Genomic DNA, 16,630 nt, shown 5'->3' with positions numbered 1-16,630 from the left:
CAAATATGATGTCAAAATCACCATGCAGAAGCGCCATTCCACCGGCAACAACCGGCCCACAACCCACAAGGCACATTCGGCTTTCGGCATCATGAAGGCCAGCTATGTGAGGTCGAGCGTTCGCTCGCCGACGTGCCTTGATCTTCGGCTTGTTGGCCACTCCAGCCGCCGACTTGGTGGGTTCCATTGACCGCCCTGTATTGGGTAACCCGACGTCGGGCTAGTTAGACAGCGCAATCACATAGTGATCACATTGCTCTATCACGAAGTGCGGTACCGTTTGAAACTCTCTCGGGTTGAGCTGATAGATGTAGTCATTCTCGATATGGAACGCCTCATTGATGAACTTCTGGATTACATCCGAACCTATCAGATCATTCTTGTCGTCGAAGATCATTCTGTACAAGTGAAGCTTTTCATAGTTGCTCGTGGTCTTGTCGTATAGATCTATCATTGCTTTGTCGTCGGTCACGAGCCCTAATGCCTTGTCGTAATCGAACTCCGGGATCTCAGCCAGGATCTCGTTCGTACCATCTCGAAGTTCGTCTGGTTCCATCGGTCGAATGCTTCCACCATAGTTCATTTCTGGAACTTGGCGCTTGTGCAAGACATTCGAGATCACCTGAAAGGCAAGACCTTTGTTTCCTGCCACTTCAAGACGCCGCCGCAGATAGATGAGCCTATTCAGGACATGGCTCCCGGCAGCGGTGTTCTCGTCGGCTATTTCGATAAACGTTCTTATGTCGGCCCGACCGATTTCCTGTTCGGTGAGCACTCCGTTGCTGTTCTGAAGAAACGTGGCAAACGGCTTTTTGAACCGATCCGAATGGTGAACCAGTAGATCCACAATAGGCTCAAGGTCGTGGGTTAAGAGTAAGACTGTCTTGTCGCGCAACGAACCGCTACCCTTCCGGAATAGCATTTCTACAATCGCATACTTCTTGTTCTTGTCAAACGAAGATATTGGATCATCCAGAACGACAAGGTCCGGGTTTGCCTTCAACACGTCATACATGAACAAGACGAGCGCGAAGGCGTTCCGTTCCCCGTAACTTAGATGTGTCTTCGCGTTTGTGATTTCTCCGTCAGCGTCACTGTGGATCAGCTTTAGTCTGTGCTGGCCGGTGCCGTCGTCCAACAGTGACACTCGGTACACGTAGCCGGCGTTCTGCAAGAACGCATTGATGCCTGCGCTGTTTTCCTTCACTAGATTTTCGATCAGCAGCTTTTGCTTTTTGATCATGCCTTGCAGTTGGCCAGCCTGTTCCAGCAACTTCTCGATGGCTGTGTTGACGATTTCCACCTTCTGTTTTGTGTTTTCGGATTGCAGGTGTAGGAAAAGAGAGAGATCGATCTTGTGGTCATTCAGGCCGTCGATCACCTTGTCCACTTCCTTCAGAGACGAGAAGCCTAGACGCTGCGCCTTCACGAATTTTGCGCTCAAGCGGTCGATCTGTCCCTTCACCTCCCTGAGGAATTCCGCTTGGTCATCCGTGTAGCCGCCAACACACCTCACGAATTCCGCAATCTTGGCCTTCGTGTCATCAGAGAAGTACTTATTGAGACGACTGAATGCAGAGACGATCTTGTTAAGGTTCTCGATCACCTTCGCTTGGTAAACTTCGCCGACACGCTTTATGGTCTCGCGCTTCCCTTGTATGTCGCTCGTGCAATAAGGGCATCCAGAGTCGATGTCTACGAAGTCGCGGCCGCTTAATTGCCACCCCACCCACTTGTAATTCTCAGAATGCTGAATATAGGACTTGTATGGTTCAAGTCCGGCGGGAATGTTCTGTACCTTGTTGCCGTCTTTGAATGCTTTTGCAAGACCGCTGGCACCGTGAATACCACTCTTTGTCTCCTTTCCAAAACTTCCGCTGATTTCGTTGAAATCGGATATCAGGTCGCCAATGTCCTTGTCTTCGCTCAGAGCCTTTTGCATGCTTGCAACTTGGGCGTCTATTTCCTTCATGCCCTGTTCGTAGGCTTCACCCCTTATAAAAATGTCGAAGCTGCCTTTTAGCAATTCGTCTGATTGAAATGTGACGTCGCTGAGGTACTTCTCGTCAAAGACTTTGATGGACTGAACGGAATCAATCCCGATAACTTCTGGTTTTGGCGCCCCGTCTTTTCGGTACTTGAATGGAGTTAGTGCTGCAAGCGCGTTCTTGTCGGTGCCTAGCCTCTCATTAATGGAGGCCAGTACGGCTCTTGCGATGGTGGTTTTGCCACTACCGTTTATGGCGTACTTCAGATTTAGCGTTTGTTCCACTATTTCAACGACACCAGCTTCGATGTTGTTACATCTGCGCAACTCCACTTTCATCTGGTTTCTCCTAATGTTTCGCTTGAGTACGACTGTGTGCTGGCACCGAAAAATGCCCGAGGAATTAATCAGGAGCTTACGCGGAGAGCAGCAGAATGACAAATGGCACGGCGCCGATCCGTAACGCTGCATTTGGTTTCACTTGGATTTAGGTAATGGCAGACGGATTCTGCAAACAAACGCACAAGCAATGATGCATCCTAATCATAGAGCCAACTCAGCATACGCTCTGAACCGGCATGCTGGCTTGGAAGTTCTGCGCCTCTATACCGTCCATGCAGAATCTCACGCGTCCTTTCACCCCAAGCCTTGCGCCTAATCGATTCGGTATCGAGCCCTAGACGTTGAAGGCCATAGACAAGAAGCCCCACAACCGTCGGATAATGGTCATAGACTAGATTCAGTGGCCCAGCCGCATTGGCGTGCGCCGTTCCAACAGCACAGGCAAAGCGGGCACTCTCAATCGCACAAACCAATGCAGCCCACGCCGACAGACGCTCATTCGAGATGGGGTGATCCGTCTTGAGAATATCCTGAATATCCCTCCTCACCGGATCTAACTGGCACTCTGCCTGGGCTATCGCACACAAAATCTTGTGGCGACTACGATGCTCCTCACGCGACAACTCAAAAAGGCAAGCGGTTTGTCTCCCCACATCAAGGCTTAGGTCATGAAACGCCACCAATTCGAACCGTTCCTCCTGGAATGGGGCCAGCAATATCCTTCCAGTGCTTTCACATCGTTCCGGCCGAACACTAGGGCATAGTGTGTATGTCCACAACAATGCGGTCCCACGTCGCTCCGATTCCGCTGCACTTTCCTCGTCGACCACAAAAAGGTGTTGCTGGTTGGCGCAGAAGGTATCAGCGTGCATAGTCCTCCACGCCTTTCCCGGCATACGGTCAAATATCCAGACCAGCAGCATCTGCTCTTGCTGGTAGAAAGCGGTCCGTTCGGCGACGACCTGCGGGTAGGTATTCGATACTTGAGCCTCAAAAACCACCGGCAGGCCGGCCCATTCGCTTCTCACATCAGGACGCCGCCAGCCTTCGAGGTAACTGCGCCAGGTACTCTCGACCAACGGCTCGGCAAACCGGTCGTCGGCCCGAAGAGTACGAGCGATCAACTCCTTCGTTCTTCGATGTCGCTCACCCTCACGCTGACCGTGATATCGCATTCGGTCAAGCTCTTCCAAGGACGGGGAACGCCCCTCTCTGAACGGGCAACCAGCCAGTTCTGCAACATGTTTCTCAACGTGAGAAAAATAGTGGCCATGTCCCGCGAGTGCCTTCAGAATCACCGGTTCGCCACACGCGGCACAAACAAATGGGTGCTCTCGTCTTACCCCTGCCTGCCTGATCGCAGGCCGAAGGGCATGCAACTCGCCCATGGTGAGGGTCGGCAACCAAGCCGCGACATCTAACGTCTTGTGGTCCGCGACACGAGTCACCAAGGCGACTGCATTTTGCTTCGTGACCAAGACATGTGCCGTTGGATCGAAGCCGCTCATTCGCGGAAGCACGGAGGACTTTTCAGGGCTGTTGTGCTCGGACAGAAGGTTCATCATCACCGCCGATGTCAAACTGCGTTCTTGACGCCGTAGGGAACATGTCCAGTCGCCACATATTCGGCCGCGGAATCACAATGCCGGATCTGGTCATCGAAAAAGATGTCGGCGCCGAAACTCTTGAGGAAAGCTCCCTTTTCTTTTCCTCCAAGGAACAGTGCCTCATCAATGCGTATGCCCCAGCTCCTGAGTGTCTTGATGACACGTTCGTGCGCCGGCGCCCCCCGCGCAGTGATTAGCGCAGTTCGAATCGGGGAACTCTTCACCGGGAAATCCGATTGAATGTCGTGCAGTGCTGAAAGAAAAGGCTTGAACGGTCCGCCAGGGAGAGGCTTTTCACTGGACTCCGTCTCGTTCTGGTTGAACGCATCAAGACCGCCTTCAACGTAGATTCGTTCAGCCTCGTCTGAAAAGATCACGGCATCGCCATCGAAGGCAATTCTCAATTGGCCCGAGCGAAATTCTTCACTTCCCGAAGGCAGGATTGTCGCCGCGGCGATTCCCGCATCCAGTGCTCCCCGGACATCCTCCGGATTTGCAGACAGGAACAGATGGGCTCCGAAGGAAACAATGTATCGATAGGGCGGCTCCCCCCGTGTAAATGCAGCTCGAGAGATATCCAGTCCGTGATGGCGGATCGAATTGAATACGCGAAGACCCGTATCGGCGCTGTTCCGTGAGACTAGGACAACTTCAACTCTAGGACGACTTGGGTCCGTATTGAGCGCCAGGAGTTTCCTGACCATCGAAAATGCCACACCTGGTATGAGTGGAACACTTTCCAGGGATATCTGGTACCGGGAATATTCCTCCTCACCTTTTGCCTCGAAGACCTGGTGGCTTTCATCAAGGTCGAACAAGGCGCGCGACGAGATCGCAACAACGAGTTTGACCTCAGCCAGCATCCTTTCCCCAGGGCTTGACGATGCCATGCTCACGTTGCACCCTCGCTCGCGGGAGCGCTTTCGAGAAGCGTGACGTGCACCGCCCCTGCTGCCACAGGAAAGAAGAGCCAGCTCTCCAGAACAGGCTTCCCGGTAGCGCGTTCAACAGCGCCTTTATAGGTAGCCAGCTGACCGGCATAATCCTTGGCGATGCTTTCCCATTGCTCGGCCCCTCTGGGATTTGACTTGTGATCAATCAATATCCAACCACCTGCAAGTTCGAGGAGAAGATCGATCCGTCCCTGAATGATCTGTGAAGCATCCGTCACGGCCTCAACCGGAATTTCGGCAAAAGCCGCCGCATTCCCCCAGCGTGCAGATATCCAGTCGTGCAACGCCTGAACCTGGCTGAGGATCGCCTTTGCGGAAACACTTCCCTCGACGCCAAAGCCTCTCAGCAGTAAGTCCACATCCTCCAGGGACAGAGGAGCGGCTCGATCTGTGAGGCTCGCCGCGATGCAGGCATGGATGGCACTCCCGAGAGATCCCATGTCAGTTCCGCTGGCCACTCCGATGCGTTCGCCGACCCGGACTTGCTCAGCCACCAGGCATTCTGGCGGCAACGCGGTTGAGGGATTGAGCACGAGCGGCAAGCGGTTGGTGCGCTGTTCGGACGTTTGGTACCAATGGATAACCTCGGCCCCGCTTCCGAGTACCCCCTCAATCTCGACCGGGTCTAGCCCCCAGCGGATGGCGTCAATCGTATTGCCCGAGGGCAAGACCAGATTGGATTGCTCATCCGCAGGAAGTAGCCACGGCGCACCGAGCGTATCCAGCCATTCACCCGACAACTTCCGTTGTGATCTTGCCAGCACAAGGAGATCGCGTGCTCTTGTCATGCTCACATAGAGAAGACGCTTCGATTCCTCAATTGCCGACGCGCGAAATGCTTTGCCGACATCGGACAGGGCGATCTCATCGGCCAGGGGAACTGTTTTCTGGGCGCCAAACGGCCACGGCCAGTAGCGGATGAAACGATCTCTTAGCGGATCGGTCACTTGAATGCCTGAGCGCGAAGCCGCCGTAATCGACCAGACGTTATCCTTTACGTCGGCATGGAGGTCAAGCAAAACCACCACAGGCCACTCAAGCCCCTTCGCCCCGTGATGCGTCATCACCTTGACCGCATCAATGGCCGGTTCTGCCAGGTTGTCCTGTTCTGCCCCTGCTTGCTCGTTGAACCAGAGAATCAAACCGGAAATTGAGGCCGCATGCTGGGCGCTTCGGCAAATATCTTCGTACTTGTCCGCCATTTCCAGAATGGCTTCCAAGTTAGCAAGGCGAATTCGTGCGACCGAGGAATTCTGACTCCAGCGCAGTGCGCGGTCCGGAATCTCGCACTCGGTAATGACGGCCTGAAGTGCTTCGCGGGGCGCCAGCAGTGGCAAGCTGCTTCGCATGCCAGCCAGTTTCACGATCAGCGGATGGGTCGAAGCGCCATCCTCCATCCACCTGTCTGGATCACCACCGGCTTCGAGATGTTGCAGGCGATTCACCACCCACGTTTCGGGTTCCTGGCAATCTGCCAATGAAACGATTTCGGCTGTCGAAATCGAGTCGGACGGATCATTGAGACGCCGAAGGCACGCGAGGGAAAACACCGCTTCTGGTGTCGCCAGCAGCCCAGGTTGGCTGGTCGCTGTTGGAATTCCAAAGGCACGCAAACCGGCAGCAGTATCCTTGACCCCATCGTTGGCGCGGCATAGTACAGCGACATCCCCAAAGGATGCGGGCCTGGTGATCTTGGCTTCCTTGTCGAACACCTTATGGCCGGATTCCACCAGTTTCTTGATCCCGGTTGCGAGCGCCGAGACCTCCTGCCCCTTATTCTTGCCCCCCAATATCCAGTTTGCAAAGGCAGGATCCGGCAACGCCTCCTTTCGCTCTGGCTTGAGTTCGACTTCTTCCGGCTTGAGAGAACCAGCAAATGCATCCTTGAATACTTCATTGACGATCTGAACCAGAGGCTCCCGCGAGCGCCAAGAGGAACCAAGTATCTCTTTGGAGCCCCCCATTCCGCCGAGCGCCTGCAAAATGGCCTCCATCAGCTCCGTGTCACTTCCTCGGAAGCCGTAGATGGCCTGCTTGATGTCACCCACCCAGTAGATGGCCTTGGCACAATTCGCGAGCTTCAGAAACAGTGCCAGTTGGATTGGACTCGTGTCTTGAAATTCATCCACCAGCAAAAGATCGAGTTCGTCTTTGAGCGTGGCCTCAACCGATGCGTCGTCAAGGACTTTGAGCAACAAATGCTCCTGATCGGTGAAATCCAGAACGCCCATTTCCCGCTTGCGCGCATCGTAAATCCTCAAGGCTTCCGCGCAGAGCGAGAACATTCGTTCGAGGTACTCTGAAATGTCGGCATGAAGCATCGGATGGGCGGAAAATCGCTGCGCCACTGAACCGATCGACTCCGCAATCGACTTGAGACCCGCTTCTGGCTGTTCTTTGGAGAGCTTCACCCAATCACTCCAAGGGGCATACCCTCCCTGGATACCGCGTTCAATTGACCGTACCAATGTCAGATACTTGATGGTCTTCTGAACCTTCTTCGCCTCAGCGGCTTCAGCCAGTATGGGTATGGCTGATCGTATCTCCTTGAGAAGCGTAGCCGACAGATCTTCCGTAGTCGGCTTTGGAAAATGGATCAGCAAATCCTCGGCGTTCTCCCTGGCAAAATCGAGAAGTACGCCCGGATCGATATCGTTTGCCCGCGCTTTGTCGAGCAGGCTCTTGAGTTCCTTCTGCCAGTCCTCAATACCCAAACGCTGAACGACTTTAAGCAGATCTGACACACCAGGGCCGTCGAGAACCGCGTCGATTGCCTGTTTGACGAGCACTGCTGCTTGATTCTCCTCCAGCACCTGCTGCTCTGTGGCCAGCCCGGCTTCGAATGCAAACCGTTCCAACAAGCCCCCACAGACACTGTTGACCGTGCCGATCCGTGCTTGGCCCATTGCATTGGCCAGCCCGTAGGCTCCTTGCTTGAGTAGATGAGAGCGGACACGTTCTCGAAGCTCGGTTGCAGCCTTCTTCGTGAATGTCGTTGCAACCACACCTGACGGTCGAACGCTACCCGATGAAAGCTGCTCGTGGAGTATTTGGGTCAAGCGATGGGTTTTGCCGCTGCCGGCGCCCGCGCTGATGAAAGTGAGTTTTCCGGTCATGATCACTCCTCCCATCCGGCAAGCGCCAGATAATCGTTGTATTCGGGAGGCAGGATTTCTATCTGCAAACCGTCCTCCGGTACCACCGAGTCTTCGTCCTCCGGTACGCCTTCAAGGACAACCTCAAATTTTCCGGCCACAATCTGCTGCTGGCGCCACTTCCATGTTTCGGCAAATCGCTGCCAGAGATGGGGCGTGCCTTCATCCGTGGTGCGATGGACCATTTGGGCCGACGGAAAGAAAGCCGTGTCAGTTGCAAAGAGTTGCCCGACGTCGAGAATGTAATAGGCCACAGAGGGCCAAGCACCTTCGCTTTGGCGCAGCATTTCGCCATAGATCGCAAGTTGCAGGTGGCGGTTTTCCTTGAGCTTGGCCGGGTATTTCTTGGCACCCGACCACTTCATATCCACGATCGCGCGCACTCCCGCCCCGTTTCTCAAGGCAAGATCGGCATAACCGTGGATTCTTCCGCCCACATAGTGACCGGAAAGCTCATGCTCAGGCAGCACCTCGACGATCCCGGCATCAATCAACTGTTTGCGAAGCTGCCGTATCGATTCCCGCAACTTGATCCGAAACCCCTCCAAATCGGAACGGCGCCCCGGCATCAACAGAACGGCGCCCTCTTCGACGATAAGTTGGTCAAAGGTGGCGTCAAACCAGGCCATCAGCGCGCTCTCGGCCAAGGCCAGTGGCTTTTCCTGGTGAAAGAAACGTTCAACCAGAGCGTGAGCGAGGTTGCCGAACAACCGAAAATCGGTGCTGACTGACAGGATGCGGGATGGCCTGAGCGCCGCCGGGTACTTGAGCAACCACTGATAAGGATTGAACAGCAAGACTTCCAGGCTTGAAAATGAGTCCTGCGGTAATGGCTTGACGACAAGCCCTTCAGGCAACGCCCACCAGCGGCGGCGAAGCGGTAATGGCACATGTGCAACAGGCGGAATATCGTGCGAATCCCGGGCAAGCAAGGATTCGAGCCCAGCTACCGGGATTTTCTCGATGAACGCCTCGATCATCAGCCAGACAGGATGAACTTCCTCACCCTTGGGCGGTAACACAAGAATCAATTCCTTGCGTGCAGCAAGGATAGGTTTCAGCCAGGCCTTGGCTGTCCTGTCCAGAACATCGGATATCGCCGGCAACTCGACACCGACCATCGCCAGTTCCTTCAGTTCAGCCGATGACCACGGATAGCCCGATGGCAACGAGGGCAACCCCAATTGCCACCAGAGCACACGATCAAACGACTCACAGACGGCTGCCGGATCGGAAACCCCCATCAGCGCCCCAACTTCCGGTTCCAGCACTGGGTTTTCGCTACCACGCGCCGTGGCCTGAGCAACGAGCTTTTGAAGCTGTCGCGGCTTAATCGTCTCGACGCCCTGTCTTATAAGTGCGTCCAGAGCATCCCTGCAAACTGTGCATTGCGCGAATCCCGCGTTAAAGGCAATTCGTGCAGTCCGGTCCGTATCTGCGAGGCGCGATCGGAAGTACTCGGTCAGACGGGCAACGCGGTCGAGGACAACCTTGACCGGGGCACCCATCTCCTGAGAGTGCCGCGGATGTTCAATCCAGAACTTGATCGTCGCCCTGACTTCATCGGCGCGATCCTGATAGTGTTCGTCGACGGCACCCAGAGCATCTTCCCAGCTCGTTCCCCCAATACCCGGCTTTTCGGCCAACTTCCCAGCCAATTTTCGACGGGCATAGCCAGGGACCGGACAGATTGGATGGGTAAGGAATTGAAGGAGACCATAGAAGTTCAGCGGCTCCCATAAGATCTCCAGTGCAAGTGGCAATACCTGCAGGGTCGGCCGGAATGCGCTGGCATCGCGAAAACCCTGCCGAGCACCGTCGGCTGCCACAAGGATGCTATCCAGCACAGCCCCGTCAGAACTAGAGACGATAAGACCTTCTCCATCAGACCCAATGACCGACTGAGCTAACCACCTGCCAGCCAGAAAACGAGTTTCTGCCTGAACTACCTTCAGCGATCCGTCATCCTTCCAGGTAAGCTTTGATACTGCATTGCCATTTTCAGCCTTGAGTAAGGCTTCCTGGACCTCACCAAGAAAACCAGTTCCAATCGCCAGCCCGGCCTTGTAAGACACCGTGTTCAGCGGTAAGCGCGACAGAATGTCTCGCCAGCGCTTTGGAAACCATTCGACGGGATCAACCAGCTCGATTTCATCGATCGCGAGTTTCCGGTGATCCATGGATACCAAGACGAAGCCAAGTCGTTCCCCTAAACCTGGGGGGACAGCCTCTCGCGCAAATTTCTCGACATCGGCAAGGTCGCGAAGACGCTGGCTTGTTGCGTGTTCAAGAGCCCCAGACCAACCATGGATAATCCATTGGTCACGCCAGGCAAGCAGGGTCGCAGCGGTACCCAGTTCGTCCGTTTCAAATGTCCGGTGATAAAACCGGTCCGACGAGTCGCAGCGCTTCAGGCAATCACGATAGTGAACAATCCGCTCGGACTGACTCACCCCATCACTGTGGAGACCAAGCTGCGTTTCCAGGATACCCAGCAAACCAAGTGGGCCAACGGTCGCATAGCCAAGTCGGTTTGCTGGATGCCAGCCACGCTGGCCATCGAGGTGGAGCCCAAGACGGATTTTCATGGGTATTTCCCTGTTATTTTGTTTCTGTACTGAACAGCCTACAGGACAAAAAGCTCACCAGATGAGCCACTCAACCAGTAATTGCCTGAGAATTCGGCAGCTATCAGAGCTCTGCCATGATTCTGGCGAACGCCTTGTCCCCCTTCTTGTAGCCATTTCTAGGACCGGTAAATCCCTGATTCAGGATTGCAGTCCCTCTCATCTCGGCAACATGGAACAGCTTCCAGCCAACATATTCGCCGGATTCACTCCCGCCACGCACCTGATATGCCCGCAGTGCCTGGTGCCCCTTCCCGTCAATACCGTATGTATGGGGTTCGACGGTTCTGGGGTGGCCGTCATACGAGAACTGAAGCAACTTCCTGGTGCGAATGGCGTCAGCAATACTCACGATGGGGATCTCCTGTTGGCTGGCGGGCAAATCAAGTCAAGCTGCACTCCAATAGCTGAGCAATTTCTTCGGATACACGTTCATTCATCTCCTCCGAAAGCTCGAGCCGCTCGTAAAGGGCATTTTGATGGTTGAAGAGGATGCGCATCATGACCGTCACGTTTCTCAGATCATCGAATTGCCAGCCGACGATGCCTTCCTTCACACATTCAACGTGTCCGGGACAAAGCAGCCGGAACACGTGGAAGACGGTATCGCCTTCCTTCTCGCAGACATGGAACCAGTAGGGGAACGCTGAAGACAACTTGGCGAACCAATCGCGGATTTCTGGAATCTGCGCAGTCTCGCGGATGTCATCGTCCCACCCTGAGAAGAAAAAGGTCACGCACCCCTCCCACTGCTCAGCAGATACCTTGTCATCGACCAATATCTGTAGCCTGGCCAGCGCAGTATCGATATAGCCCGCTTCCACATCCCCCCTGGAAAACTCGATCACTACGAGTTCAGGTTTGGAAGGGGAAAGGCGCGCTTTGGGGTAACGAATGTCCATGAATTAAGGTCTCTTCTAGGGGCGGCTCTGATGTTTGCCTTCACGCTGCTGCCTGCGCAATAGCCAAGGTGCCAACGGATCGGGGTCGGCCCATAACCCAGCCCGGTTGGCCTTGGCCGATATCTCTGCTGCGGCAAGTTCATCTGCTCTACCCGGCTTCAGCTCCCGCTCATAGGGCCGATTGTGCCAAGCCATGCCAGATTCAATCATTTTCAGGCAGAGATCGAGACCATTGACCTCGCCAATATGGCGGCGGTACCGATCGTCCTTGTAATACTCGACCATGACCATCTGTCCCGAGATCAGGTCTGCCAAGGAATCCTTGGCGCGACGGTAGAAAGCCTGGCCCTTCTCGGGTGTGTCCATGCAGGAAACACGAATCCGATGCGTCACATGGGCATCATCAAGTACGTCGAAGGTATCGCCATCAACGATATGAATCACCTTGCCAGTGACGCTACCCGTAGCCGCAGAGGCACCTAGCGGGAGTAGTGCCGCAACGACCATAACGACGAGCCAACGGCCGACAGTGATCAACGAGCGATTCGATCTATTTTGCATGCCGACAGTTTAGCTGACCAGTAGCTCACCAGGCGAGCCTGAAAATCAATCTACAACTTCGACTTGCACCCATTTCATGAGAACCCCCTCATCTGTTTGAACAGGTCGAGCAACGATGAGAATGGGACCGTCGGGTTGAAGACTGACTACCGTCTTGTTCTTGACTGCGTCTGCCCACCCGCCATGAAGACCGAGTTTCTTGTCGCACTCTGCCTGCTCGATAAGTTGGCAAACATCAGCCAAGGAAATTTCAGTCAGCGTGATATCTGCGGTCAGCGAAGAAAGCATTCCGAGGTCGAACTGATCGGTCAGCAAATAGCGAGGCGCTTTGTTCATTGGGCCTCCTCGGCTGTAGTCGGCTCCGTGATGCCGGTCGCAAACCGTTCCAATCGGCCTAGAGTAACAAGCATGTCAGAAATGTAATGAGCCTGACGGCGATACTGACTAGCCTCGGTCTCTACCTCCGTCACCAGATCGTCATCCCAGCCCGAAGTGTGTCGATGAAGATCACTCATGCTGTAGGAAAAAATCTGCGCATCCCGCCGCCGGCTCTTGTTTCGCTTCTGGATGTACTTCCGACGGAGTTTGCGATCCTTGTCTTTTTTGCCATACCAACTGACGGCATACCATTCAAGGGCGATTGCATTGCCGCGCTGTCGAACTCTGAACTGGAGCGTGTTCTTCTGATTCCAGTCCTTGCTCTTGTTCGCATCCATAACTTCCTGCAGGTAGCGGTTTCCGAGATCCTTGGCATTCTCGAATACCTCTTTCAGCTGCCCCTGAAGCAGCGATCTGACTTCCATAATCCAATGTTCCATACGTAGTTCGTACCACCTCTTAAAGATCAGGATTCGCCATCTACCGAATCCTTCTGAGCAACTCTCCAACCGACTGGGCCCAACGACGAGCCGGGCTCTTCCCCACCGAGAGCGGCAACGAACACACGACGACACTAGGGAAGAACTGGCGCAACGTCCAAATCTGAAAGGTTTCACCGCTTCTCGCCACGGCAGGGGCGAAATGTTTCATCCATAGGTCAGACGTCTATTGATGCCCTCTGCAATAAGGATTCATGGGGTAAATCGTAAATTCGGCCAACCTCACCGTGCGGCCGAAATGCGTCCTTTTTGGTCACATTTCAAACGCCACGCCATCCGGCCTCCCCATAGCATCGGGTGCTCTGGCGGTGCACTCAACGTTAAAAAGGGCTGCAAATTAACGTTGTGTTCTTGCAGGTTTTCTGCTGCATGCCTGCCAGAGCTCGCGGCCCAATCCCGGACGCGATGGTCGAGCAGTGCAACTGGAGACAACCTGAAATGAATGTTCTCGGAATCGATATTGGCTATTCCAACCTCAAGCTGGCCTATGGGCCGCAAGGCGCCGAACCCAAAGTATTGTTGCGCCCGGCGGGCGCAGCGCCGGCAGACAGGCTGGGCGAAAAAATCGGCGGCAATGGCGAGGAAGACTTTCTGCGCGTGCTGGTAAACGGGGAGCCGTTTGTGGCAGGTCTATCCCCGGATCGAGCCGAGCTTTGGAGCCGGGAGCTTCATGAGGATTACCCGTCCACGAACTCCTACCGCGCCCTCTTCCACGCTGGCTTGCTGCTGTCCGAACTCGATCAGATTGATCTCGTCGTAACCGGCCTCCCAGTAAATCAGTACCTCAATCCCGAGTTACGGGAAAGGCTGGCCGCGCAGATGCAGGGCGAACACCAAATCACTCCGCGGAGAAAGATCACCGTGAGCAAGGTCAAAGTTGTCCCGCAACCTGTGGGCGGATTCGTTGATCACGTCTGGAGCCTTCAGGACGCGACGGAAATTGAAGACAGCCGCGTTTTGGTTGTTGACCCTGGGTTCTTCTCGGTCGACTGGGTACTGATAAGCAATGGGGAGCTACGTCGCCAGTCCTGTGGTACCAGCTTAGAGGCTTCTTCGGTAATTCTCGATGAAGCCGTTCGTCTGATCGCTGAGGACTTCGGGGGCAACGTTGGCAGAGAGCGTCTCGAACATACTCTTCGCAATGGGCATGATCAGGTACGACTCTTTGGCGAGCGCGTCGACGTGGCGCCTTACCTGAAGAAGGCTGCCGACAAGGTCGGCCCTATCGTCAGTACGCGGTTGAGAGAATCGCTGCGAAAGGAAAACGCAAGTGCTGACATGGTGCTGCTGGTGGGCGGCGGCGCTGGTTTCTTCGAGTTGGCTGTCAAGGAGGCATTCCCCCTGCTCAAAGTTTCGACGCCAGATACGCCGGTTTTTGCAAATGCGCGAGGATTTTGGCGAATGGGGGTATGAAATGTCTTCAATCAGGATCGTTGTAAAGATCCCGACTGGCACTTACCCGGAGTTGATTGCCGATCTCAACCAAGTCTCTCCGCGAGAACGTGCAGAGCGGCTTAGATTGCTGGCAATGATTGGACTGAGAGACTTGCGTCAAACCGGACTGAGAAGTCAGCCGCAGTTTCATCCATTACACACCATAAACGAAAAACCGACCGACTCAAAAGTCCCGGCCAGCAGTCTCATTCGAAAACTGACACAAAACCTGTGATGCATGACGATCACAATAGAGAAAAGAAAGCGTTGAGCCTTGGGCAGAAGATCTCCTCACGCCACTGAAGCGGACGACTCAGACGTCGAGCGGTCTCGTCTTCCAAACATCCTGTGCCAGCACCATCAGCAAAGCGTGGCGCTGATCAATGCTCTTGGCGCTCCAAGTATCGAAGGCTGCCAACTTGCCGTTAATCCTGCTAATGGATGTGTTCAGGCCGACCTCTGTCAACTCGACCAGACTGCGAGTCAGGTAATTGTTGCTCTTCCGATACTCGGATTGTTTAGCAGAATAGTAGTCGTTACCCGCGACAATGTTGATTGGCTTCTCCAAGAGAGTCAGGTTGCCAAGCTTGTTCTTGTAGTCGTCGTACCCCGCGCCCGAGTTTTCAGCAGACCATGTAGCGCGCAACTCTTGAGTGGGCGTGTCCGGCAGGATGTGCTCGATTTCGAGCGATGTGTAAGGCTCAAGACTGCCTGGTGACTTGAGCCCACTGAACGCCATATCGACATACTGTGTGAGCCGAGCCAGCAAGTATCGCGTCCGATATTGCTGCATCGTATAGAGAGAGAACCGTTTGAGGGCGTCTGACAGCTCCTGCGCCTTGCCAGCCATGTTTTTCTCGAATCGGTCGACGACAAAAGCATTGAGGGTCACACGTTGCTTTACCGGATCGGCGATCTCCGCGATGATTCTTAGTTCGTCAGCCCAGACAGAGAAATTTCGCTCAAGATCCTTGGTCGGTGTCTTGGTGAAGATGTAGTAGAAGAGGAAGCTTTCCAGTTGGGTCACGAAGTGGTCGAACAGCGCCTTAGGAAAACTCGCTGCTGCCAGCAGCAACACATAGTGCAAGCTGAATGCTCCACCTGCCAGCCGCTTGAGGCTATCCATCGCGAGGCTCGGCTTGCCATCGTTACCCTGGCCATTGCCGAAGGCGAGGTAGTGCTCGACATTACGGATAACTTTCCTCACAAACTCGAACGGCTTGTTCGCGTAGTCGCAAAGGGCCGCGTTGTCTTTGTCGACGAACCAGTCGTAGATCTCGTCTTCGCGCACCACTGAATCGCTGCGTTCATTCTTAATGATGTAGTTGGCCATCAAGAAGTAACGCAAAAATCGGAGAGGTTTTTCCTTTTCCTTTTCCAGAGGTTTGGTGATCTTCTTCCACTCGTCCTTGAGCTGAGTGAACTGGTTTTGCTTAACCTGCGTGAACAGCAGATTCTTCAGCAGATCCATCGGGTTCAAGCCGACACCACGCTCGTTGATCGTCTCGAATATCTTCAGTGCGCTGCTTACGTCGGTCGAGATTTGAATGAACACGACGTTGTTTGCGAGGTAACCCCAATACCTCTTCAGCTTTGGTGCGTCGTCGTAATTGTCCTTCAGATATCGGTAGAGCGTTCCGTAGGCGTTGACCAGGTTTTCCAGCGATCCAAAGCTGGCAATGCCGGACGACTGAATACCAGCCCGGACGGCCTGAGGATCAGCGTCCAGTTCTACTAGCTTGGACATCACTTCCCCGGCGTTTTCATAGCGAGGCTCCAGCTTCAGGCTGGTTCGTGTCTCACCGTCGCCATCTGTGTAGCTGGTCGAGATCAGGCCACTGATCGCCTGTCTCTGAGGTTCTCCGTTGAATATGTGCTTGAGCGCACACAGTAGTAGGAAAAAAGTCGTCAGGCGCTGTTGTCCGTCAATCACCTCGTAGTGGTTCTTCTGTTCCGACGGAGACACCAGTACCGTGCCGATGAAGTATTCCCGTGTCGAGCCCGCATCAATCTGTTCATTAATGTCTTCCAACAGTTGATGCACCTCTTTATCCGTCCAGACGTACTCGCGCTGGTAGTCGGGCACGATATAGAAGCACTCCCTGAAGGCTTCCTCGATGCTGTATTTGTGGTTTTCAATACGTGCCATGCTTCAATACCCTTCCGATTTATTGATGCGATGCA

Annotated in this window: 12 protein-coding genes; 1 reads left to right on the top strand and 11 read right to left on the bottom strand. The window is 54.3% G+C overall.

The features are described from left to right. Positions 1-220: 220 nt before the first annotated feature. The 10 genes from PG1C_RS05070 to mobI form a co-directional block, all read right to left on the bottom strand. The gene (locus tag PG1C_RS05070) at positions 221-2,326 is read right to left on the bottom strand and encodes an AAA family ATPase (RefSeq protein WP_202636314.1); all 2,106 of its coding nucleotides are present in this window, start codon (positions 2,324-2,326) and stop codon (positions 221-223) included. 200 nt (positions 2,327-2,526) lie between these two features. Next, positions 2,527-3,807, bottom strand: a complete 1,281-nt coding sequence (locus tag PG1C_RS05065; protein WP_202636313.1) for a DUF6035 family protein — start codon at positions 3,805-3,807, stop codon at positions 2,527-2,529. A gap of 98 nt (positions 3,808-3,905) precedes the next feature. After that, on the bottom strand, positions 3,906-4,799 hold the full coding sequence (locus tag PG1C_RS05060) for a 5'-nucleotidase (RefSeq protein WP_237218295.1): 894 nt from the start codon (positions 4,797-4,799) through the stop codon (positions 3,906-3,908). Positions 4,800-4,828: 29 nt separating this feature from the next. Next, positions 4,829-8,005: a UvrD-helicase domain-containing protein gene (locus PG1C_RS05055; protein WP_202636311.1), complete on the bottom strand. Its 3,177-nt coding sequence runs from the start codon at positions 8,003-8,005 to the stop codon at positions 4,829-4,831. A gap of 2 nt (positions 8,006-8,007) precedes the next feature. Continuing rightward, positions 8,008-10,542, bottom strand: coding sequence for a PD-(D/E)XK nuclease family protein (locus PG1C_RS05050; RefSeq protein ID WP_202636310.1), 2,535 nt, complete (start codon positions 10,540-10,542; stop codon positions 8,008-8,010). Positions 10,543-10,735: 193 nt separating this feature from the next. Next, positions 10,736-11,023: a hypothetical protein gene (locus tag PG1C_RS05045; protein WP_202636309.1), complete on the bottom strand. Its 288-nt coding sequence runs from the start codon at positions 11,021-11,023 to the stop codon at positions 10,736-10,738. 31 nt (positions 11,024-11,054) lie between these two features. Then, positions 11,055-11,573 carry a hypothetical protein gene (locus PG1C_RS05040; RefSeq protein WP_202636308.1) on the bottom strand — a complete coding sequence of 173 codons (519 nt, stop codon included), beginning with the start codon at positions 11,571-11,573 and terminating at the stop codon, positions 11,055-11,057. A 15-nt stretch (positions 11,574-11,588) separates the two neighbouring features. Next, on the bottom strand, positions 11,589-12,134 hold the full coding sequence (locus tag PG1C_RS05035) for a thermonuclease family protein (protein ID WP_202636307.1): 546 nt from the start codon (positions 12,132-12,134) through the stop codon (positions 11,589-11,591). A 45-nt stretch (positions 12,135-12,179) separates the two neighbouring features. After that, positions 12,180-12,470, bottom strand: a complete 291-nt coding sequence (locus tag PG1C_RS05030) for a hypothetical protein (protein ID WP_202636306.1) — start codon at positions 12,468-12,470, stop codon at positions 12,180-12,182. Beyond that, on the bottom strand, positions 12,467-12,952 hold the full coding sequence (gene mobI, locus PG1C_RS05025; RefSeq protein ID WP_202636305.1) for a conjugative transfer protein MobI(A/C): 486 nt from the start codon (positions 12,950-12,952) through the stop codon (positions 12,467-12,469). The genes PG1C_RS05030 and mobI overlap by 4 nt, the downstream gene beginning before the upstream one ends. 498 nt (positions 12,953-13,450) lie before the next feature. On the opposite strand from mobI, the gene PG1C_RS05020 reads away from it, so the two are divergent. After that, a complete protein-coding gene (locus tag PG1C_RS05020) occupies positions 13,451-14,425 on the top strand; it encodes a ParM/StbA family protein (RefSeq protein ID WP_202636304.1) in 975 nt (324 codons plus the stop codon). A gap of 334 nt (positions 14,426-14,759) precedes the next feature. On the opposite strand, the gene PG1C_RS05015 is transcribed toward PG1C_RS05020, so the two are convergent. After that, positions 14,760-16,595, bottom strand: coding sequence for a DUF262 domain-containing protein (locus tag PG1C_RS05015; protein ID WP_202636303.1), 1,836 nt, complete (start codon positions 16,593-16,595; stop codon positions 14,760-14,762). Between the last annotated feature and the right edge of the window lie 35 nt (positions 16,596-16,630).

Origin of the sequence: Rugosibacter aromaticivorans, assembly GCF_000934545.1 — a bacterium.
GTDB classification, from domain to species: domain Bacteria; phylum Pseudomonadota; class Gammaproteobacteria; order Burkholderiales; family Rhodocyclaceae; genus Rugosibacter; species Rugosibacter aromaticivorans.
This window is presented reverse-complemented; position numbering and strand designations above follow the sequence as displayed.

Bases quoted from the DNA above. Each gene is read 5' to 3' on its own strand.
- PG1C_RS05070 (WP_202636314.1), bottom strand. From the start codon at position 2,326: ATGAAAGTGGAGTTGCGCAGATGTAACAACATCGAAGCTGGTGTCGTT.
- PG1C_RS05060 (WP_237218295.1), bottom strand. From the start codon at position 4,799: ATGCTGGCTGAGGTCAAACTCGTTGTTGCGATCTCGTCGCGCGCCTTG.
- PG1C_RS05055 (WP_202636311.1), bottom strand. From the start codon at position 8,005: ATGACCGGAAAACTCACTTTCATCAGCGCGGGCGCCGGCAGCGGCAAA.
- PG1C_RS05040 (WP_202636308.1), bottom strand. From the start codon at position 11,573: ATGGACATTCGTTACCCCAAAGCGCGCCTTTCCCCTTCCAAACCTGAA.
- PG1C_RS05035 (WP_202636307.1), bottom strand. From the start codon at position 12,134: ATGCAAAATAGATCGAATCGCTCGTTGATCACTGTCGGCCGTTGGCTC.
- PG1C_RS05030 (WP_202636306.1), bottom strand. From the start codon at position 12,470: ATGAACAAAGCGCCTCGCTATTTGCTGACCGATCAGTTCGACCTCGGA.
- mobI (WP_202636305.1), bottom strand. From the start codon at position 12,952: ATGGAACATTGGATTATGGAAGTCAGATCGCTGCTTCAGGGGCAGCTG.
- PG1C_RS05020 (WP_202636304.1), top strand. From the start codon at position 13,451: ATGAATGTTCTCGGAATCGATATTGGCTATTCCAACCTCAAGCTGGCC.
- PG1C_RS05015 (WP_202636303.1), bottom strand. From the start codon at position 16,595: ATGGCACGTATTGAAAACCACAAATACAGCATCGAGGAAGCCTTCAGG.